We start from the raw sequence: 19,988 nt of genomic DNA on the forward strand, positions 1-19,988 counted from the left end.
ATTGGTATTGACCCACTAACACGTAAGAGAAAGTAAAAGAGGAAGAGGAGATTCATTACTAAAAAGGGAGTGGAAAATGCTTTAACAAAGCTGCTCTCAGAAGTTTGTATTGGAAAATATGTAGAACCTATCAAATATATGGAAATTCGGTTCGGTACTAAGAAGCACAGTGTTGGTATTCAGACAGCAAAAGTACTGAAAGGAAACTTTAACAGTGGTAACATTCCTTCTCTAGGCAATATCAAATTAGCCAAGTTTAACAATCATTGCATATGCAGAACCACGTTAATTCAATGTGAGACGAATGTTTAAAGCGAGGAACGATTGAGAAAATTATCAAAATTATTCAAAGCTCTATTGAGCATGCAATAGATTTGGAGTTAATCACCAAAAATGTTGCGGCTAAAGCCAAGCTATCTAAAGGTGATAAGGAAGAGTTAACTGTGTGGAATGAACAGGAAGTACAACTGTTCTTGAAAGTTGTAAAGGATAGCAGGTATTTCATTGTCTTTCATTTAGCCCTTGTAACTGGAATGCGACAAGGTGATTTCTGAGCGATTAGGACATAGTAACATCAAAATCACATAAGGCACTTACTCACATGTTTTGCAACGATGTAAAAAGATTCAGTTAACAAAATATAAGAGATTTTGTAAGGAATGTGACCAATAGTTCTTATAGAGTATGAAAGTAAACAAATAAAAAACTACATTAAACGTTAGTTTGAAACAGTTTCTATAACTATGACCCCGGAGAGGCTCGAACTTACGACCGCCATCCTGTCAAGGTGGCGCTCTCCCTGCTGAGCTACGGGATTGGCTATATAAGTAGGCTGACTCGTTGTGAACCACTTAAAATAGTATTTGTTGGGTAAAATTCTATAGTAGTTTAAGTTATAAGTCAATAACTGTAAGGAGCGACCTCCACAGATTTGATTTTTGAGTTAACGTTCTCAAGTTTATTGCTAGCTAGTAAACTAGGTAATCTACCTCGGGGGAGGGCATCAGGAAATGGGAATAATCGTCTGTTGATTTTTGATACATTATAATATAATAGAAGGATATAATGATAAAAGGGGGAGTTTAAGATAAATATTGATCCGCTTTTAACTCCGCGTAAAACCATACTTAAAGAAAGAAAAAAAGAGTTAAATCAATTGATTGTTGAGAGAAAGAATAGAAATAAACTTTTCTTGATTTTAGGTGTCGTAAGTATCTGTATACTTGCTTATTTGATGTATAGCGAAGCAGATTCTTTCAAAGAAAATAGTTCAGGAACAAAAATTTATTTGATTGGCCTAACGGGATCTTTTACATTCATGGTTATGTATTTTTTTACACAACCTTTAAGAAGACCGTCAAATGAGTATATAACTGAACTACAAGAAGTGGAGAATGAGTTAGATCTATTAAGTATTTCTCACTCATCATTAGAGGAAAGATCGGAAAAACTTTTTAAGCATCATCATCTTGAATTGAAGAGATACTATGATGAAAACTTAAAACAAAGCTCATGGATTTTTATTGTTGGTATAGTATGCATAGGAATTGGTTTTGTAATAATTGGAGTAACTTTATATTTTTTAATTGCTAACAGTTCGAACGAGCTAGAAAATAAGATAATTGTTGCTTCAGTAGGTGCAATAGGAGCTATCTTATCTAATTTTATTGCTGTAATCTACCTGAAGATGCATTCTGAGGCTGTAAAAGCATTAACAGAGTTTCATAATCGTTTCGTGAACACACATCATTTCTACTTTAGTAACTTCTTATTATCTAAGATTAAGAATGAAGATAAGAGAGAAGATGCATTTGTTGAGCTGGCTTTAAAGATTAATGGTATTTCTCCAAAGGCTCCAGCTCAGAGGGAAGAAAATAAATAGATATCACCTAAACACTGTTTGGATTTAAGCAGTGTTTTTCTATAGAGTTTACATCTCGATAATCAATAGGAACTCTCTTCATAAGCTGGTGGGGTAGGACTATTAAGCTATACTGTTAGAAGGAATAACTTAATTATAAGTGATTAGGAGGAAGAAGCTAAGAGAGGGTGTTTCCGTGAAATCTTATTAACAGACTTGTGATATTGCTATAAACTAGGAATAGATAAGGAGGAGAAGAATGACTATTGAAATTGATCTGTTTAAATTCCCGACAAATGAAGAGATGGCACCTCTTTTAAAAGAAAGCCCACTTTATAGCTATAGAATTGAGGGAGACTTATTTTATTGGACTAGGCATCAACTTTTTGGATTTGATATAATTGATCATCAGATTGCCGCTCAGGATTTTACACGTTCATTGAATAACAGAATCTTTCAATTGGATTTGAGTTACTCATACCTTTTATATTATTCAAATCGAGGTATTTCAGATGGAGAGTATCCGTATTTGAAGGAATTTCCAAATGAAGAATGGACGAATAAGATTCACTTTGAGAACAATGTTGATATCTTGTTTCCAAAAGCTTTTACAGCTTTAGATTTGCTGGCTCATCTGTTGTTTGCTTGTTTAGGCTTAAAAACCGAGAAGAAAATAAAAGGTAAAACAAAAAATATTAATAAAAGCTTTAATAGTGCGATGTATCAGATTAAAAAACTAGATAGAGAGTTATATAATAAATTAAATAAAATTAGGGATTCTATAGAGTTTCAAAAAGCCTCTAAAGTGAGAAATGACATAATACATAACCAGCCACCTTATGAGATGCGAAACGAAAAAGTAAAAAGCCCAGGTGGTACTGAAACGGTGATGGTTAAATATACACCATCTAAGGAGATATTGAATATTGCGAGAGGTTTACTTGAGTTAATGAGACAAATATTTATAATAGTTGAGGAATTTCTTAAGGAAAAACAATCTTGTTTGTGATTCCAATGTATGGAAACCTGTGAGGAAAAAAGAGAGGGTGAGCTGATGGGGGAACTTCTTAATTTAACTCTAGAGGTAAACCCCCACCTTGATGTGGTCACTTTTCCGTACATCAACATAGGAACTATAAGGGGATAAAATATAACAGCTTAGCTACATCTGAGCTTAGCTACATCTGAGACAGCGAAACTCCCTCAGAACCCCCTACCGGTACAAACAAAAGAGGTAGAACTTTTATAGCCCTACCTCACAGTATTTCTTTAGTAGCTTTTATGTACTCCACCATCTCATAAGACACTCTACTATCCTTATAGCAGTTAACGTTTCTCCCAGTTAGCTGATTCTTTAAGTACATCTTCTTATCTCGGCCACTACCTAGAAACAGCACCATGTCTGCCCCCGTAAAAACAAACTCCCTATTACTGCTATACACAAGAACAGCCTTAGTAGGTAGATGATCCATTCTCTCTTTATGTTCCTTCATAGCACTCCAGTCACTCTTAAAGTCATCTGAGAGTTTTTTAAATAACTTTTTAATCACTTTACATTCCCCCTATAGATACTACATTACTCGAGGTATAACTCTATGTAAATAATTTACAAGTTTATTTTATAGGAGATCGTAACCTAGCTTCATAGCAATTAGCTCAGCTACAAGAGAATACGAAAGACCTTGTTACTACGGCCATGTCCTTTGGAGGGTAATCTGATAATGTTATGTTATATCCTAAGATTACATAAAACGATAGATAAGTGTAATCATTTTACTAGGGAAGCAAACCTTGCTGTTAAGCCTTTTAGATGTTACATAAAGTTATTACACAAAAGATTACATAAAACCTTTACGTTTAATATTCGCTCATATTACATTAAAGGTGCAATAAATGTAAGGGAGAGGAACCTGATGAGAATCGCTTATGCTAGGGTTTCAACTGATGAGCAGTTACTTGATAGACAATTAGAAGTACTAAACAAGTATGGCTATGATAGATTAATCCAAGAGAAGTATACCGGAACTAAGAAAGATCGAGCAGGACTAACCCAGCTCATGGATACAGTACGAGAAGGTGATACCGTTATTGTAGAAGCGATTAGTAGGTTAGGGAGAAACACTCTGGATATCCTTACAACTGTCGAAGAGTTAAATGCTATGGGTGTTACTTTCATGTCACTAAAGGAAAACATGGATACTTCAACGCCAACTGGAAAAGCTATGTTCTCTATGATGGCAGTAATTAGTCAGCTCGAAAGGGACTTAATAGCAGAACGAACAAAAGAAGGACTAGTAAACGCAAAGAAACGTGGAGTTAAACTAGGTAGACCCCAACTAGACAATGACAAAATAAGAGTAGCCCTACAGATGTACGACTCAGGAGAATACTCCATCAAGGACATTGTTAGTCAAGTGGGAATATCTCAAGGTAAGCTATATAAAGAGATTAATAAGAGAAAATTACAAGAAGGAACTACGAGATAGGTGACAATTAAGTTGCTGCCTCGTGGTTTCTTTTTTATTTGTATACGAGTATGAACCATGAAGATACATCCCTTGAGCGTGTACCTAACAGTGTTCTCATGTGGATCTTATAAGCGGATACGTAAGTGGATACTTGTATGTATGGTTGAGTAGTGCCAGCTCAGATGTACTACCTGTATCGTTGCCTTGTATTGCTAGACTCTGTTTGTAGTGCTCTCTGACAGTTGCTCTTGTTAGCTGCCGTTCTGTGACCGTTGAGGGGGATATTCCTTGGCTCGTTCTCTCTAGCCCCCACATATTATAAAGCGGGGGGAGGTGTGCGTACCCGGTAGTAGCCATATGTAGTAGAAATCATATAGGAAAATCGGCTTCCATTTAGTTACCAGTGAGATAGCATCCCTAGAGTTTCCGCCTCAGTAGTTAAATTTAACAAGTTTCCTTCCAATATAGAACTAGCTCCATATTTTATAAAATCTTTAATCTGTAGAATTGATACCCTAGATATTACCAAGCAGTGAGGAAGTAAAGAAAGCTATAGTATTAGATATACGAGAACATATCTCCTCAGTATTACCTAGATAATACCTATATTTAGAATATATGTATAATGTTAGTTTATTGAATGAAATGACATATAATAAAAATAAACAAAGGGGGAATATTCATGATTGACATAAAATTAACTAATGAGGTAATCAGCCCGAAAGATAAGCCTGATAGTTTAGTTGACAAGGTGGAAGTAGTTAACAAAGTAAAAGGATTATTGTTGCCACCTGAGTTGGAAATGGCTACCCTTCAACAGGTCGCAGATTTTTACGATGTATCAAATAAAGAGATAACTAATCTACTTGAATCTCACAAGGATGAACTTGTTTCAGATGGGGTCACGCTTATGAAGGGAAACAAAATAAGTTCCTTCTTTCCGAAAATGAAAAGAAGAGGATCATATACCGTAACATCGAGAAATGGAGAGAAGTATACATACTCTAGCAGCGAGAACAGATTATTTCCTAAGAGAGCTATCCTCCGAGTAGGGATGCTATTAGGAGGTGCCTCTGAAGTTGCCAAAAAGGTTCGTGCTCAACTATTGAATACTGAGGAGAGCGCAGTACAATTATAAATAAATGGATTAGTACTGTGTGGATTATCATTGAGTTTACTACTAATGAAGCCATTTACTAATCAAGAACAGGTCAGACAAGGGATATAGTTATTGCACTTAAGGTTACACTTGTATAACGTATCTCATGAGTAGGTAAGAGAGGTACCTGTAAGAATGTAATAAAGGAGTAGACCTCTTCAGTCTAGCTCCTTATATCTAACTATCTATAAAGCAATTATTCTTTATCCTGTTTGTTCCACATATCCAACTTGCCACTTTCGAATCTCAGCATAGCAAATTTTATATTGCCTTCACCTTTGTAAATTATGGTTTCTATGTAGTCTTCTTCTTTGTATAGTTCACCTACACCGCCGATCAACTGGGCTACCTCCTCACGAGTCATATCATAATCAAGAGCTTCAAATTCTCCCTCATTAATGTACCCTTGAGATGGCTTGTAGTCCTCAAATGGTACCTTCGTAGTGGTAGCTTCTTCCTGTGAGCAGGCACCTAATAAGCTAATACTTATAAATATGGCTCCTAATCCAAAGTGTTTAATCATATAACCCCCCTTGGTTTATTCTATTCGCTCTCATGGTTGTCCTATCAATATCACTTATTGAACGTACTCTACAAGTTCCTATGAGTACAAGCCCTAGCGGTGGAGCTAAACAATCTCCCTATAAAATAATTCTAACAGATTGCTCGTACAGTGTTCTTCATTAGTTTTCCTCCTCAGGTAATGCCACAGAGTATGTCTGTTTTACATCTTACCTCCTAAGATACAACTTGATAGTTAACTAAGGGTATCTAGCTCAGTAAAGAAAAGAAAATAAATAAAGAACTACTGAGGAAGACAATAGAGAGTACTAGCTGGTAAACCAGCAGTTATAACTCCATAGGTAATACTAATAGATTTCCTTTTCTAGGTTTAAGGTATTTAAAGGCATTAAAGAGCTATAGGAGATGGCACAATTAAGATAAACTACAGAGTTCATCTTCAAAGGATATATTTTCTCGTAAACGAGTAGGACGAGCCTTTGAAGTGTGCTTCTGTACATTCGCCGTCTCAGGCTTTGTATTTATGTTCTGAGAGGGTGAGGGCTAGTAGAGGTAGCTAACTAAGCGATCTCTATAGAATCGACTGATTAATATTCTCCTAGAAATAACTTTTGGATAATAATTAACGAGGTAGCAATTCTTTAGTTTTACTTTAGGGGTTACTGTAAGAAAGTCTAAAAGGTTCTATACAGAATACAGAGAAACCCGAAAGTGAAACAGGTTCAAACCCTTGGGGGAGTAAGGTTTAATAAGATTCAATGCTAGCGGTTTCATACACCATTCTAAAACCAATTTGAGGACGGTATCCATAGAATCTTAATTGAAAAACTAGTTTACAGGTAGTTCACCAACAAAACGTTTTAGGTCAACCTTTTAAGGTTTATGGAAGCATCGAAGAGCCATTGTTTCTAGCGAAGGATGTAGCTGAGTGGATTGAATATTCTAGAAGCAATGTGTCTAAGTTAGTAAATATGGTAGATGATGAAAAGGTTTGTAACTTTATTACTACCCCAGGTGGACGACAGCAAACGTGGTTTTTAACCGAAGATGGAATTTATGAAATATTGATGTTATCAAATAAGCCAATCGCCAAACAGTGGAAAAAGGAAGTAAAGAAGATTCTCAAGCAGATCCGTCTCACTGGAGGAACTGTAGAGGCTGACCGTGAGGCAGAGTTCATCGAGAACTACTTCCTGAGCTTTTCTGAGGACGTAAAGAAATTTATGGTGTTAGACTTACATGCTACTAACAAGGAGCTACAATTCATTAGTAACCTGTAGAGGTTGCTTGGTGAGTTGTAGCTTTTTTTGTGCTCTGGTTTGTAATGTAAATCCCCTGAGTTAGTAACGTAGGAATGCAGGTTCAAGGTCCTTCAGATGCAACACATTTGGTATATACCTATTGAGAAGAATTTTTAAGTACCACTCTTATAAATATAAATATTAGGAAGGGGGTATTAGTAAGTCATAGTTCAAAAGTGGACTCAATTAAGGACGCAATCCTGTTGCAGCTAATGGGTTTTCTCTGTAGGGGTCACAGTCCTTCATATTAGTTATGAAGGAATGAATAAGAGGATAATTTCATTACACAATCTCCCTAGTTTAATACTAGTTCGGCTGGCTCATAGTTGTTCTGTTGAGTCGGCTCCCTTTTTACTCTCACTATATTGTTAGATTAATAAGGTTATAAATGATGAAGAATAAAGCCAAATAGGAGGGAAGAAAATGACTATTCAATTCTACGTTGATTTAGAAACAGTTTGTAAAGAACGAAATCATACATTAACTAGTGTCTTTGAAGTTCATCACCTTAGATAACCTCTTGAAGATTAGCTTTACTGCATTAGGTGTAAGTTGTTTTCCTTCCCTCGAGGTGAACAGGTACTGAGGTATACTCCCTAGCTAACCTTCATAGGTTAACTTTAAGTAGTCCTCTTTACGAGTTGTGAGTTTATATAGAACCCCCACAGTTTCAGCTTTTGGGAATAGTCTCTCAAGTATTGATACCATTGAGATAGCAGACTAGAGAGATTAAGGGCCTACGATGACAAAACTGTCAAGGTGGCGCTCTCCTAACTAAGTTATAGGAAGTAACTACTTTTCAATCCCCAAACCTAATCCACAAGGTTTATTAATCTGCCCCCAATTACTTCCTTCTTTTCTCCCCATATTCTATAATTAATCTATAAAATTAATTGGGGGTAATTTCCAATATGAAGATTCAAATAGTGATCCAAAAGGCTACTCATTATGAACCCGATATTTCATTGCTTGCTGAAAAAGAATCAGGACGCCAAGAATTCATAAAACGTTTTCCATTAGAATCCTTAAGAAATCTAACGATAGAAGAATATGCAAATACTAAAACTAAAGATTGTTTTAACTACTGGCTTGAACAGAAAAATATCCTAGGCGGTATTGGGGGAGCAAATGCTGCTAAATTCGGTATTTATCGTGCTAAAACTGGTGAGTACTGTCAAGGTTACGGTAAACAAAAAATGGTATTAAAAGGTGAACAGTTGCAGGAAGAATTTAGAGCTCTAAAAAGGGGGATTTGTGAAGCAATTCGGCTTGCAAAGGAAGACCGCATTTCTGAAATTGTTACATTGAATTTACCAATTTATAATATGGTACTGCTAAAAATTTTAAATCTTTATGTTCCAGAGAGATTTTTTAATATTTATTCACCACCAATTTTGATTGAGTTAGGAAAGGAATTAAATATAAAAGATGAATTGCTTACTCCTCAGAATGCAATTGCTTTGAATCATGCAGTGTTGCATTCTATTAAGAAACAAAATGTTTTTTTAGATTGGTCTAATGAAAAGATCTCAAGATTTATCTGGGATACATTTTCTGAGCGGGATAAATCGCTTGATAAGAATACAAACTATTGGCTAGCTGGACATACATATGGAAAAGATCGTTCTATTCAAGATTTTTTATTGAAAAACAATTGCATAGCAATAGGCTTTTTACGTGAAGATTTATCCTCTCTTTTAGAAGAAGAAAATATTGAGGATATCATTGATGAGAAGGAAGAAACATCAGCAGGACAAAAAGCATTAAAGCAATTTTTAAAAATGAAAGAAGGAGACTTTGTTGCTTTAAAAACATCATTTACTCGTAAGGTTGATGGGAAGACAAGATCAGTGTTACGAGTTAGTGCTGTTGGGAAAATTACTAAAGATACTGTTGATGGTTATGAATTCTCTGAAGAGTACGGACATCTACTTCCTGTTAAGTGGATTAATACTGAAGAAAGAGAGTTCATAGGTTACGGGGGATATCGTAGTACATTAAATGAAGTGAAAAATAAGAATGTAATTAACTTAGTATTTATGCAGGGAAAGGAAATTAGCAATACGCCCCAAGAATCTACTGAAGTGTCAGACTCAGATCCAAGAAACTATGTATTTTTTGGTCCACCTGGAACAGGGAAAACATATCAAATTGTTGAACGTGCTCTTGAATTAATCGATAAAAGAACATATGAGGAACTGAAGGCGGATGGACGAGAAGCATTGCAACAAGAGTTTTCACGTTTAACAAAAGAAGGACAAATTCATCTTGTAACGTTCCATCAGTCCTATGGATATGAAGATTTTATAGAAGGATTGAAATCTGATGGAAAAGGGAACTTTGTGCCAACGGATGGTATTTTGAAAAAAGCGGCACTTGAAGCGATGTATGAAGGAATTCAAAGTACAAGTCAGGAATTTTCGAATGAAGTTCGTTTTGAGCAACTTTATGATTACTTGGTTGAAAATGGTTTGAAGAATAATATTCAATTTGAATCAAAAACAGGAACGAAAAATTTCATTTCATATATTTCAGAGCAAAATAATATAGTTGTAACGAGTGAAGATGTAAAAACTAGTTCAATAGTTTCAAAGAATCGTTTACTAAGCTTGTATCGCTATGTTCAGGAGCATGATATTGATTGGAAGAATAATACTATGTTTGTTCGTGAGGCGATTGGTGGGTGTAATCAGACGAGATATTGGTCTGTACTAAATTGGATATTAGAAAAAATGGAAGATACAGTAGAAGACGAAGAAAAAATTGAAGTTGAAGTAGAAGAGAAAAAGGCAATTATTCAAAAGGCATTGTTGGAAAACAGTTCGTTTGATTATTCGAATGCGAAAAAACATGTTGTAATTATTGATGAAATGAACCGAGGCAATATTTCTAAGATTTTTGGTGAGCTGTTAACGTTACTGGAAGAGGATAAGCGTTTAACACAAAGTAATGAATTGATTGTTGAATTACCGTATTCAAAAGAGAAGTTTACGTTACCTCCCAATCTATATGTAATTGGGACAATGAATACGGCTGACCGCTCTATAGCTTTGCTTGATACAGCGTTACGTCGCCGCTTTGTGTTTGAAGAAATCATGCCAAATACTGATCTTCTTGAATCGATTGGTGATGAAATTGACCTTGCTGAAATGCTTTCTGTTATTAATTGGAGGATTGAAGTGCTGTACGATCGTGATCATATGATTGGGCATGCGTATTTTATCAACGCGAAAACGGATAATGAAGTTATAGCTATTTTTCAAACGAAAATCATTCCACTTTTACAAGAGTATTTTTATGATGATTGGGAAAAAATCGGTCTTGTTTTGGGCGGAATAGGGAGTTCAAAGGAAGATCAATATATTGTTTATAAAGAAGAAGTTAATGTAAATGAACTGTTTAAACAAAAGCCATCTATTTATATTCCTGCACTGTACCGAGTAAAACGAAAATTAACAGCGCAAGAGCTAATCGCAATTTATGAATAAGACAATTATAGTGCGTGAGGCGTATGACTGGATTACAGAAAGTGACGTTACAGTAGAACAATTTGATGAGCTTATACGATATATTGAAGAGAAATATCCAAATGAACAGGTGATTGATCAAAAGTATAAACGACTTCGGTTTATTAATTATGTTGGCGTCATACAATGTTCTGATGTGCGGTATGAAATTATACCCAAAATAAAAATCACACCTATTGAGGATCGAAAGGCATTGCTAGGAATGCTTTCGATTACAGAATTTTTGCCAATTTCATTTTATGAGGAAGTACTAAATGGCGAGGATAGAGGAGAACTGCTTACGGCATTTCTTGCTACATTTCTTACTCGTTTGCTGAATGAACTCAGAAAAGGGACTTATAAAACATACGAACGTCATGAAGAAAATTTAAATACACTGCGTGGCAAAATCGAGCTTAGTAAACACATTTATAAGAATGTATTTCAAAAAACAAAAGCATATTGTGCATTTGATGAATATACGGAAAATAACTCTTTGAACCAGCTATTTAAATGTGCATTGCTCATTGTAAAAAAGCATACAAAAATACATACTTTAAAACTTTATCTTGAGCGCTGTTTAGGCTACTTAGAACCTGTGGATGTAGTGTATTTTACAGAGAAGGAATTAAAGAGTATTACATTTAACCGACAGAATGAACGTTTTCGTCAAGCTGCTTTATTTGCTAAGCTAATTGTTGAGCGGGCAACGATTTATAGTAAAGGACGAGGAGCATCATCGTTCTCTTTCTTATTTCAAATGAATATGTTGTTTGAAAAATATATTGAAGTAGCACTACAAGAGACTATTGGTAATAATAAAATAATCAGTCAACATGCAGAAAAGAGGCTATTACGTAATAAGAAGAGTGGACGCCAGAACATTTTATTAAAACCAGATTTTGTGATTAATAATGTGATAATCATGGATACGAAGTGGAAAAGTGCAACAAATAATGGAAGAAGTAGTTATGTTCAGAGTGACATTTATCAAATGTATGCGTATGTCACGGCTTATAAGGAAGTTAAAAGGTGCATATTGCTGTATCCAAAACAGGAGATAGAAGCTGTTCATCCTGTGTGGGAAGTTATTGATACTGAAAAAACTATCGAAATGTGTACGATAAGAATTGATGAATTTTCCAAGACTGTGCGAGAATTAAAAGAAATTCTACAAAAACAAGTTAAATAATTTTGTAAAGACACTCAATTGAATATGGGTGTCTTTTAATATAGAAATCAAATCTCCTTTGGAAAAGCATGAATATTTAGTTTGTTTTAATTGAAATAGAAATGAACTTATTATATAATAAGTTCAAGAAAATTTTTCCTTTTTAATCATTCCTAAATAACCACAAACCTTTCGGGTTTACGATTCATTACAAGGAAGTGTATAACGCATATACGCTAATTTGTAATACGAATGTATTCCTGGAAGGTTTTTTTGCGTTGTAGGAATAGGACAAGTAATCAACTAACAAGGATGTGATAGATTATCTTAAAGTATTAAGAATTGTAGTGAGGAAATAAGAATTTTGGATTTCAAAATACAAAAGAATGTGAAAAAAGATGAGAGGAGCAGTCTCGTCTTTTTTATTTCGAAAGGAGAAGGACATGGGTAAGAAAATTATGGTTCAATCTGTAAAGTTGGTAAAAGACAGTAATCGAATTTATGATATTGAGAAAAAGAAAATCACTTGTCCAGCGGATGCTGTACGCTTTGCACAGATTATATTTGATATAGAATCAAGGCCAAATGAAATTTTTGGTGTATTTAACTTAAATACAAAGAATGAAATTATTGGATGTAGCATTGTGTTTGAAGGAACTGTTGATTCATCGTTAGTCCATCCACGCGAGACGTTCCGCACAGCAATATTAAACAATGCATCTTCAATAGTATGTTTCCATAACCACCCTTCAGGACATAGTATGGAATCTCAAGAAGATGTTGAAGTAACTAAGCGATTAAAAGAATGTGGAATTATTATTGGTATCCCTCTTCTAGATCATGTCATCATTGGAGATAATAGTTATGTAAGTTTATTGAAAAAGGGGATTATCTAATACAAAGCAATAAGCCAACTATTTTTAAGGGTGTATATGGAGGAATAGGAAGATTCTAAAGCGTTTATTCGCATGGATCTTCTTATTTTTATATTTGTAAGGGTGATTTATAAATGTATTCATAATATGTGGTTCGTGGAAATGGTCAGATTAAAAGGTCAGAAATATAGGATAAGAAAAAAGGATCTATGCCTAATAAACTAACAAGATAGCTCTAACCTAAAGCGAGCAAAAGTAGCCTAAAGGCTTTTGATATGAAGGGAAAAGAAGCAGCAAGCTGCTCAAATGATAGAAAAGTAGTAGAAGAAAACCAAATAGCATTCAACGAGTAAACTTTGGAGTTATTAAACCATTTGTGGCTGAAGGGATTAATATGGGGATTGAAGATTTGAATGCACAACTTGTTCTCAAAGCAATGGAAATAGCTTTAGAAAAGAATACGCCTAAGGTGAACGTAAACGTTTAGAACAAGTATTAGCTAAATATCGAAAAGAAGCTTAAGTCAAATAGAATTTTCTTCCCTAGAAGAGCTGTTCCATTGTTATACATAAGAAACCCTCTTGAATATCAGGGAGATAACGGTATATTCTCGTTTAGGTTCGAACCAGCGACCGCTACCTTGGTAAGATGGCGGTCTTTTTGATATATTAATCTTCTTTCTGTATTATAAATTCCCAAAACTTCTTTAATTCCTCTCGCTTTTGAGGAGTCGCATTTTTTATATCTTCAAACCATTGATAAAGCTCAGGATCTTGTATGTCTGTAACTTGTCTCATTTCAGTTGTACCGAGGAGGTAATCAATTGATACTTCAAAGAAAGTCGCTAATTTTATCAATGTATTATAATCAGGTTCTCGATTTCCTTGTTCATACATTGCATATGTAGTTCGAGCAATCCCTAGTTGATTTGCCATGTCTTCTTGACGCAGTTTGCGTTCTTTTCGAAGAGTGTGTAGTCTAGTGCCAAACATATGCTACCTCCTTTTAGGTGTTTTCTATATCAATTATAACGTCACAATATGTAACATTTAACAAAGTACACGAAATGTGTAAAAAACATTGATTTCATACTTATTATTGTGTAGTATAATTATTAATTACACATTTTGTGACAATAAAAGGAGGAAATAATGAGGTTTTGGTTATTAGAAAAACGTAAAAATAAAGAGAAAACACAAGATTGTATTGCATATAAGGCAAGAATATCTAGAAGTATGTATGCAATGATTGAAAGTGGTGAAAGAAATCCAAGTGTTCCTGTCGCAAAGAATATAGCTAAGGTACTAAATTTTGATTGGACTCTTTTTTTTGAAGATTAGTGTCACGATACGTGTAATTTCGAGAGTGAGAATTTAATTTCTATATTGTTTTCCTAAAACGAAATAATTTATTACTTATTTTTAAAAAACTATTAGATAAGGGAAGTGTTTAATATGAACATGAAAACATTTGAAATGCGTGAAAAACGTTTAGCAGAACTACTAGGTGCAAAAGTACTATGGGAATTTATCAGTGCCGTCACAGAGGAAATTGAAAAGCAGGAATTAGAGTCTACACCAGGTTTATTAGAAGATCTATTCATACATGTGAAAGAAACCATTCAAATTCAAAATATGAATCAACGCATAACAAAAGCCCCTGTAAAAACAGAGGCTGGTAGTATAGATAAAGAGACATTATTTATGGAAGCGTATGTAGAATTAATTAATCATAAGTTTCTTATTTCTGAATTAGCTGTAGAGCTTTCATCTGTTCTAAAAGAATTAAATTGTTTTGTTCAATCATCTTTGCCACAGCTTCAAAGTGAGCTTGATTCTCAAGAACCTCGAGTTGCTTCTCTTTAGGAAGTGATTGAAGTATTTCTTTTATTTCTTTACACTCGTAAATGTTATTCTCCGAGTCTTCAATTAATTTATTGCGACGATTGGTGTATTCAAGTGCACCTAAAGTCGCTAATGCGCGAGGATCTAATCCCAGAATTTCCATGTATTCCTCTCCTTTCCTCTACAATAATTCGATAGGGGAAAGGAGATTCCTTTAATCTTTATATAGCTATACAAATTGTTAATGATTAGTAGACATGTTACCTAGCAGGAATGTAATAAAATTAGACTTTAAAGAGCTTGTAAAAAGGGTGAAAAGAAAGTGGAATACAGTAATTCTCACTCTTTTCCCTTAAATAATCTACATATGATACGGTTGTTTTCTTTTATCATGAATTTTACATTGGATTCTTTGGGGAAGATTGGGGAGATATATAGGATATGGGGATGAATGAATAGATAAACAAAATGAAAGAGAATTGTAAGAATTACAGGGAACGTTAAGGGGTTATTAGGTAATAAATTTTAAAGTATTTAAGAGTGGGAAGATGTGTATCAATCATTACTTAAAAAGTAAAAGATTAGTCATTAAATAGGGAGAAGTGTCTAAGTTACTTGTATAGATGAAATAATGGAGCATATGAAATTAAAGCATGATGAAACATGTTGAAATAAATAGAAGGGGATTTTTAGGTAGACTCAGAAGAGAAATAAGGCATGCTGAGAAAGTGGCTATTGAATTCGAAGAAGTTAAATTGTGAAAGGTATCACTTATGTAAGAATATCTATTACTTATTTACTCTATATAAAAAAGCAGCTGCACAAAAGTACAGCTAGTCTTCTTCGCAAATTTATATGGCCTTAATGACGAATTGGGATTGAGGTATATATAGTAATTGTGCTGCTAAGGAAGTTGTTGTGTTAGCAAATGGGTATGCTTCCTTATAAAGAAAATTACTATACACTATTTCATTCATTTCATAGGTCGTACACAGTTTTTTTAGGATTTTTTGAGAAATTTTATTTGTACAAGCAGCAATAAAATCATAATCTCTTTTACTTATTTCTTGAATGGCATGTGAAAGAAGGGTAGTGACTATACCACTTCCCATCCAATCTGGATGACAAGCGCCCATATCTAGATAGACCAATTTTTCTTTATCTAAATGAGAAAACTCAATAGATTCTGTCTCTAATGTATCTAAAAGTTGAAAAATAGGTTCCATTTGCGGGCATAGTTCAATCGCTTTCTCTGTATCTATTAGTGGCTGGGTTACTTTTTTTGTTAAAAGAACTCCAACAATTTGGAAATTTTCTATTGCTACAAATGACATAGCTTGAGATACAGCTTGTTTCATCATTTCTTCGCACATTTTGTGAAAAGGAGCAAAAGGAATTTGTAAACTGCTTACAAGAGGTTCATTATTCACAAAAGAATGTGCAAGTAAATGTGCTGCATCTTTCACGTGGTGTGTATCAAGTAGCTCTATATTCATATGTTTTTCCTCTTTCCTGATGTAATTAATAGTAATTAAAAGGATTAAAAATTTTATTTAATTTAGTTAAGTTTAACTATTAAAGCGCTAACAAAAATGGTTATTAAACATATGAATAAATCTGTTTAGTAGCAATTGAAATATGTTTATAAAGAAATTCTACGATCTCATCTATACATTCAACAGTTGTATATGGAGAGATAGAAAAGAATTTTAATGTAGAAATTGGATTTCTATCATAACTGTTTATTACATCTACTACACAAGAACGAGTTGTGTCACCAAAAAATACTTGATCGCGATTTTTTCCTAGGTAATTAAATAGTTCTATATTTAATCGGTTTGTATCTTCAATCTCTTCTTTTGTTGCAAGGCCTATTCGTTCTTTTTCCCAATTTTCTTGGCCATCTCCATTCATATAGAAACGGAAAGTCGTAATTGGTCCAAATGTAAAATCATTTGTGATTGCGACTTGAGGCAGGGCTTTTCGCAACTTTTCTCTAAATAATAGATTTACACGAATATAATTTGCTAATAATTTTTGATATCCTTCAATTCCAAAGGCTACTAGATTGATATACATGGGAATAGCGCTACCAGCTCGTGAACATTCTAAGGTATAGCCTGTATGATAACTTCCATATGACCTATTACCAAGATAAGGTGTGTCATCTTGTTCAATGTCCATCAGTTGTAAATCAGTATGATTTTTTACGATTAAAATACTTGAAGCATAAGGTGTTTGTCCTAATTTATGAAAATCAAAACATACACTATCAGCAAGAGACATATATTGCATTTTATCTTGTACGTATTGTAAGGCATTTTTTACATTAGGTTCAAATGAGAGTGGATTTTCTTCAAAATTATAATTATTAAAGAAGCTATAGAATCCACCCATTGCAGAATCAGCATGGATATAAATAGGCTTTAATTTATATTTTTTCTGTATTGTTTCAGCGCTCTCTTTAATTTTTTTTATATCATCAATGGTAAATGTATCTGTTGACCCCATAGTAGCTAGAATATAGAGGGGGATACCGCCATTTTTAATAACCTGTATCATTTTATTCTCTAAATCTTCTATATCCATAGAATTTGTATATGGATCAGTTTTCACTTTTATTAAGTGATTTGATCCGATGCCAGTTGCTTCAGCTGACTTTAATAAACTATAATGTGCATTTTCAGAAGCAAAGCAATATACATTTTGTGGAGCGCCATGTTCTTTTGCTGATGGGAATTGTTTAGAAATTGCTAAGCGCAAGCTCGAAAACACGCATCCTTGTCCACCCCATGTTGTATAGCCACCGCTATTATGCGGATTATAACCAATCAGTTTTGAAAGCATGGATACAACTTTTACTTCTGCTTCAGCTGCCCCTGGACCATATACATCCCAAACACCATTACCATTTAAAAGGGCCATGGTTATTACACCTAATAGTGAAGGTATACTTGGTAGTGGTACAGCGTTAGACAAGTAATATTTATTTGGATAAGGATGACCATTCATAAATTGGTTTAGCTCTTCTATAACCTCAGACATAGTGATTCCAGCTAGTGGAATATGACTTTGGTGAATTAAGCCATTGTAGTATCCTTCGGATTTTTCCTCACATTTACCTAAAGTAGCTCGCTCTTCATTTTTTAATCGGTCAAGATTTTTAATTATTTTCTGCATAGATTCTAATAAAAGTTGTTGTTTTTCTTCATTTCCGTCAACGCTCGGAAATAGTTTTAAAATATCTTGCATGCAGTCACTTCTCCTTGTGAAAAACTGGATTTTTATTTTACTTGGTTAAACATAAGGGTATAATAATTTGTAATTGTCCTTTCGAACACATAGAAATGAGGAGCTATTTAGAAAAAAATGTAATTCCATAGAAGATTATATGAACTATGGAATTTAAAGTAAAGAAAAATTTTTTGATTTATTTTAAAAAAGTAATTGTGAGATAATGAAGTTTCTAAAAATATTTCTGAATTAATTGTTTATTCGGTTTGGATGTTGCCCTAGCATGTATTCAACTAGTGTAATAGATATTTTTATATAATGTAGAACGTATTATAAGGTAGTTGAATAAATGTATTCATAATATGTGATTCGTGGAAATGGACAGATAAAAGGGTTCAAATACTTTATAAACTGTAGATATTGTTGGGAAAAGATAAAAGAAATAGGTTGGAAGTGCTAAAGATATATTCTAGTGGAGAAGAAGTAGTAGTATGGATTTGGTAGAAAAATCAGCATAATTTTTTATGGAAGAATAATTACTTGATCAAAGTTGTTTAATGAATTCAATTTCATTATCTAATAATAATGGACGAATTAAATATGAAGAGTTTTCTTTAACCTGATTAGAAATTTTTGCACCAGGAATAGCAACTGAAACGGCTTGGTGAAGGAGAAAAGGATGAGAATGGGAGTAAAGTGGATATAAAAAGTCTAGATGCTCTTATTCCATATAAAAAGTAAGAATTGAGGTCGAAAATGAACGTAAGGAGAATACAAGCAGAATTTGAAAATTTACACTATTGTGATGCATGGGTTACTAAATTAGTATGCGACTATTTTGGTGATGAGGTACATCTAACTTATAAGAATGAAAATGGCGACGTAGATTTTCAATTTAGCGGTTGCTATAGAATAGATCTCAAACATAGCATGGGATATGTAAAAGAAAAACCAATAAAAACATTTACATATGAACAGTTACCATATTTTCTTCATGATATTGAAATTGGTGAAGTAGAAAAAGAGGGCTTGAAATTATATACCTGTAATATAATAATGCCTCCTATGGAATTAGAAATATGGTGTAAGGATATAAAAATTGAAAGCTAAGTATTATAATAAAAAACGCTCTAATTATTGTGAAAAATTTACAAGCATTGGATGTGAAAATACTAGGATTTCTTACAGGTTTCAATATGGGAATAAATCTTGCAAATGCATTTACGGAATGAGCTAATAGAATAGCGAGCCATAAGATTGATATTCCAGCTTCGAGAAATATTGATAACATTGATTTATGTAATGTGTTATATGATTTGGGTGTTCCACCGGAAAAAAACGCTGAGTTTATAGCGGGCTAAAAGTCTGCTAATCAATACATGACAACATCCATAGACTTTGTTTCTATACTGAGATGAAATAGAGAGGATATTTATTATAGAAACAATCCAATTAGATGACGGAAATTTACAAGTAAAGAGATAATGCATAAAATATTGAAAAATAAATTAGATCTACCGAATTATTATGGAGAGAATGCTGATGCGTTGTGGTATTGGTTAACAGCATGGGGTACTCTTCCTTTAACAATAGAATGGGAGTTTTTTAACGAATTTCCGGAAAGAATTCTCCTTCCTCAAGCGTGTGAAGGGTGTAGCCCAACGGTAGGTGGGAGATGAATTTCGGTTTGGCGTAGCCAAAAGGTTTTCCTTTTTATTTTGCCTCTGATATAATCAGTCTTATAAATTATAAAGGCTGGTATATAAATGAAATTAGATAGTAATAACCATTCAGTATTCTTGTTATATTATCATCTTGTGTTGGTCGTGAAATACAGAAGAAATGTGTTTGATGATGATATGTCAGACTATGCAAAAGATATGTTTGTTCGACTATCTGAAAACTATAACATCACATTAGTTGAATGGAATCATGATGTAGACCATGTTCATATTTTGTTCAAAGCACATCCTAATACAGAAATGACAAAATTCATCAATGCTTATAAAAGTGCAAGTTCTCGACTTATTAAAAGAGACTTTCCACA

Annotated in this window: 18 protein-coding genes, 1 tRNA gene and 4 pseudogenes; 15 read left to right on the plus strand and 8 right to left on the minus strand. The window is 33.8% G+C overall.

What is annotated here, in order from left to right; all coding sequences use genetic code 11:
• Positions 1-548, plus strand: a pseudogene (locus HFD78_RS29975) (tyrosine-type recombinase/integrase); the annotation flags it as partial.
• A 199-nt stretch (positions 549-747) separates the two neighbouring features.
• On the opposite strand, the gene HFD78_RS19020 reads toward HFD78_RS29975, so the two are convergent.
• Positions 748-817, minus strand: a tRNA-Val gene (locus tag HFD78_RS19020).
• A 339-nt stretch (positions 818-1,156) separates the two neighbouring features.
• Between HFD78_RS19020 and HFD78_RS19025 the strand changes: the two genes are divergently transcribed.
• Together HFD78_RS19025 and HFD78_RS19030 are read left to right on the plus strand one after the other, a co-directional pair.
• Entirely contained in the window at positions 1,157-1,882 is a 726-nt protein-coding gene (locus HFD78_RS19025) for a TRADD-N-associated membrane domain-containing protein (protein WP_000634653.1), read from the plus strand.
• Positions 1,883-2,120: 238 nt separating this feature from the next.
• Positions 2,121-2,870, plus strand: coding sequence for a Cthe_2314 family HEPN domain-containing protein (locus HFD78_RS19030; RefSeq protein WP_000151209.1), 750 nt, complete (start codon positions 2,121-2,123; stop codon positions 2,868-2,870).
• A 247-nt stretch (positions 2,871-3,117) separates the two neighbouring features.
• On the opposite strand, the gene HFD78_RS29540 is transcribed toward HFD78_RS19030, so the two are convergent.
• The gene (locus HFD78_RS29540) at positions 3,118-3,411 is read right to left on the minus strand and encodes a hypothetical protein (protein WP_000592153.1); all 294 of its coding nucleotides are present in this window, start codon (positions 3,409-3,411) and stop codon (positions 3,118-3,120) included.
• A 363-nt stretch (positions 3,412-3,774) separates the two neighbouring features.
• Between HFD78_RS29540 and HFD78_RS19040 the strand changes: the two genes are divergently transcribed.
• Both HFD78_RS19040 and HFD78_RS19045 read left to right on the plus strand, forming a co-directional pair.
• The gene (locus tag HFD78_RS19040; RefSeq protein ID WP_033668433.1) at positions 3,775-4,347 is read left to right on the plus strand and encodes a recombinase family protein; all 573 of its coding nucleotides are present in this window, start codon (positions 3,775-3,777) and stop codon (positions 4,345-4,347) included.
• 664 nt (positions 4,348-5,011) lie between these two features.
• A complete protein-coding gene (locus HFD78_RS19045) occupies positions 5,012-5,467 on the plus strand; it encodes a hypothetical protein (protein ID WP_000565435.1) in 456 nt (151 codons plus the stop codon).
• A 217-nt stretch (positions 5,468-5,684) separates the two neighbouring features.
• Here HFD78_RS19045 and HFD78_RS19050 read toward each other — a convergent pair whose 3' ends face one another.
• The gene (locus HFD78_RS19050) at positions 5,685-6,011 is read right to left on the minus strand and encodes a hypothetical protein (protein ID WP_000589755.1); all 327 of its coding nucleotides are present in this window, start codon (positions 6,009-6,011) and stop codon (positions 5,685-5,687) included.
• A 901-nt stretch (positions 6,012-6,912) separates the two neighbouring features.
• On the opposite strand from HFD78_RS19050, the gene HFD78_RS19055 reads away from it, so the two are divergent.
• Positions 6,913-7,290, plus strand: coding sequence for a BRO-N domain-containing protein (locus tag HFD78_RS19055; protein WP_000477692.1), 378 nt, complete (start codon positions 6,913-6,915; stop codon positions 7,288-7,290).
• Positions 7,291-7,800: 510 nt separating this feature from the next.
• On the opposite strand, the pseudogene HFD78_RS30120 reads toward HFD78_RS19055, so the two are convergent.
• A pseudogene (locus HFD78_RS30120) lies at positions 7,801-7,911 on the minus strand (integrase); the annotation flags it as partial.
• Between the two features lie 311 nt (positions 7,912-8,222).
• Between HFD78_RS30120 and HFD78_RS19060 the strand changes: the two are divergent.
• From HFD78_RS19060 to HFD78_RS29545, 4 genes and pseudogenes are all read left to right on the plus strand, one after another.
• On the plus strand, positions 8,223-10,799 hold the full coding sequence (locus tag HFD78_RS19060) for an AAA family ATPase (RefSeq protein WP_000701549.1): 2,577 nt from the start codon (positions 8,223-8,225) through the stop codon (positions 10,797-10,799).
• Positions 10,792-12,009: an McrC family protein gene (locus tag HFD78_RS19065; RefSeq protein WP_001044035.1), complete on the plus strand. Its 1,218-nt coding sequence runs from the start codon at positions 10,792-10,794 to the stop codon at positions 12,007-12,009. Before HFD78_RS19060 ends, HFD78_RS19065 begins: the two co-directional genes overlap by 8 nt.
• 422 nt (positions 12,010-12,431) lie before the next feature.
• On the plus strand, positions 12,432-12,884 hold the full coding sequence (locus tag HFD78_RS19070; RefSeq protein ID WP_000516687.1) for a JAB domain-containing protein: 453 nt from the start codon (positions 12,432-12,434) through the stop codon (positions 12,882-12,884).
• 263 nt (positions 12,885-13,147) lie between these two features.
• Positions 13,148-13,338: pseudogene (locus HFD78_RS29545) on the plus strand (DnaD domain-containing protein); the annotation flags it as partial.
• 193 nt (positions 13,339-13,531) lie between these two features.
• On the opposite strand, the gene HFD78_RS19075 reads toward HFD78_RS29545, so the two are convergent.
• Entirely contained in the window at positions 13,532-13,855 is a 324-nt protein-coding gene (locus HFD78_RS19075) for a helix-turn-helix domain-containing protein (protein ID WP_000468121.1), read from the minus strand.
• Positions 13,856-14,014: 159 nt separating this feature from the next.
• Here HFD78_RS19075 and HFD78_RS19080 point away from each other — a divergent pair, with 159 nt between their 5' ends.
• A complete protein-coding gene (locus tag HFD78_RS19080) occupies positions 14,015-14,203 on the plus strand; it encodes a helix-turn-helix transcriptional regulator (RefSeq protein ID WP_001213250.1) in 189 nt (62 codons plus the stop codon).
• A gap of 114 nt (positions 14,204-14,317) precedes the next feature.
• Positions 14,318-14,728 carry a hypothetical protein gene (locus tag HFD78_RS19085; RefSeq protein ID WP_001056465.1) on the plus strand — a complete coding sequence of 137 codons (411 nt, stop codon included), beginning with the start codon at positions 14,318-14,320 and terminating at the stop codon, positions 14,726-14,728.
• An 830-nt stretch (positions 14,729-15,558) separates the two neighbouring features.
• On the opposite strand, the gene HFD78_RS19090 is transcribed toward HFD78_RS19085, so the two are convergent.
• The 3 genes and pseudogenes from HFD78_RS19090 to HFD78_RS29550 form a co-directional block, all read right to left on the minus strand.
• Positions 15,559-16,203 (minus strand): GNAT family N-acetyltransferase, encoded by a 645-nt coding sequence (locus HFD78_RS19090; RefSeq protein ID WP_001019440.1) that lies wholly within the window; start codon positions 16,201-16,203, stop codon positions 15,559-15,561.
• A 103-nt stretch (positions 16,204-16,306) separates the two neighbouring features.
• Positions 16,307-17,959: a pyridoxal phosphate-dependent decarboxylase family protein gene (locus HFD78_RS19095; protein WP_001152308.1), complete on the minus strand. Its 1,653-nt coding sequence runs from the start codon at positions 17,957-17,959 to the stop codon at positions 16,307-16,309.
• Positions 17,960-18,485: 526 nt separating this feature from the next.
• Positions 18,486-18,614 (minus strand): annotated as a pseudogene (locus HFD78_RS29550) (aldo/keto reductase); the annotation flags it as partial.
• Positions 18,615-18,697: 83 nt separating this feature from the next.
• Between HFD78_RS29550 and HFD78_RS19100 the strand changes: the two are divergent.
• The 3 genes from HFD78_RS19100 to tnpA form a co-directional block, all read left to right on the plus strand.
• Entirely contained in the window at positions 18,698-19,051 is a 354-nt protein-coding gene (locus tag HFD78_RS19100) for a hypothetical protein (protein ID WP_001102907.1), read from the plus strand.
• A 374-nt stretch (positions 19,052-19,425) separates the two neighbouring features.
• Complete coding sequence (locus tag HFD78_RS19105; protein ID WP_238797734.1) at positions 19,426-19,620, plus strand: barstar family protein; 195 nt, start codon at positions 19,426-19,428, stop codon at positions 19,618-19,620.
• 87 nt (positions 19,621-19,707) lie between these two features.
• Positions 19,708-19,988, plus strand: a 281-nt coding sequence (tnpA, locus tag HFD78_RS19110) for an IS200/IS605-like element ISBth16 family transposase (protein WP_044810443.1), incomplete at its 3' end; no start/stop codon positions are given.

Source organism: Bacillus sp. EKM501B, assembly GCF_011800505.1.
GTDB classification, from domain to species: domain Bacteria; phylum Bacillota; class Bacilli; order Bacillales; family Bacillaceae_G; genus Bacillus_A; species Bacillus_A cereus.

Bases quoted from the DNA above. Each gene is read 5' to 3' on its own strand.
- HFD78_RS19070 (WP_000516687.1), top strand. From the start codon at position 12,432: ATGGGTAAGAAAATTATGGTTCAATCTGTAAAGTTGGTAAAAGACAGT.
- HFD78_RS19030 (WP_000151209.1), top strand. From the start codon at position 2,121: ATGACTATTGAAATTGATCTGTTTAAATTCCCGACAAATGAAGAGATG.
- HFD78_RS19100 (WP_001102907.1), top strand. From the start codon at position 18,698: ATGAACGTAAGGAGAATACAAGCAGAATTTGAAAATTTACACTATTGT.
- HFD78_RS19095 (WP_001152308.1), bottom strand. From the start codon at position 17,959: ATGCAAGATATTTTAAAACTATTTCCGAGCGTTGACGGAAATGAAGAA.
- HFD78_RS19045 (WP_000565435.1), top strand. From the start codon at position 5,012: ATGATTGACATAAAATTAACTAATGAGGTAATCAGCCCGAAAGATAAG.
- HFD78_RS19040 (WP_033668433.1), top strand. From the start codon at position 3,775: ATGAGAATCGCTTATGCTAGGGTTTCAACTGATGAGCAGTTACTTGAT.
- HFD78_RS19060 (WP_000701549.1), top strand. From the start codon at position 8,223: ATGAAGATTCAAATAGTGATCCAAAAGGCTACTCATTATGAACCCGAT.
- HFD78_RS19050 (WP_000589755.1), bottom strand. From the start codon at position 6,011: ATGATTAAACACTTTGGATTAGGAGCCATATTTATAAGTATTAGCTTA.
- HFD78_RS19105 (WP_238797734.1), top strand. From the start codon at position 19,426: ATGCATAAAATATTGAAAAATAAATTAGATCTACCGAATTATTATGGA.
- HFD78_RS19090 (WP_001019440.1), bottom strand. From the start codon at position 16,203: ATGAATATAGAGCTACTTGATACACACCACGTGAAAGATGCAGCACAT.
- HFD78_RS19065 (WP_001044035.1), top strand. From the start codon at position 10,792: ATGAATAAGACAATTATAGTGCGTGAGGCGTATGACTGGATTACAGAA.
- HFD78_RS19075 (WP_000468121.1), bottom strand. From the start codon at position 13,855: ATGTTTGGCACTAGACTACACACTCTTCGAAAAGAACGCAAACTGCGT.
- HFD78_RS19085 (WP_001056465.1), top strand. From the start codon at position 14,318: ATGAACATGAAAACATTTGAAATGCGTGAAAAACGTTTAGCAGAACTA.
- HFD78_RS19080 (WP_001213250.1), top strand. From the start codon at position 14,015: ATGAGGTTTTGGTTATTAGAAAAACGTAAAAATAAAGAGAAAACACAA.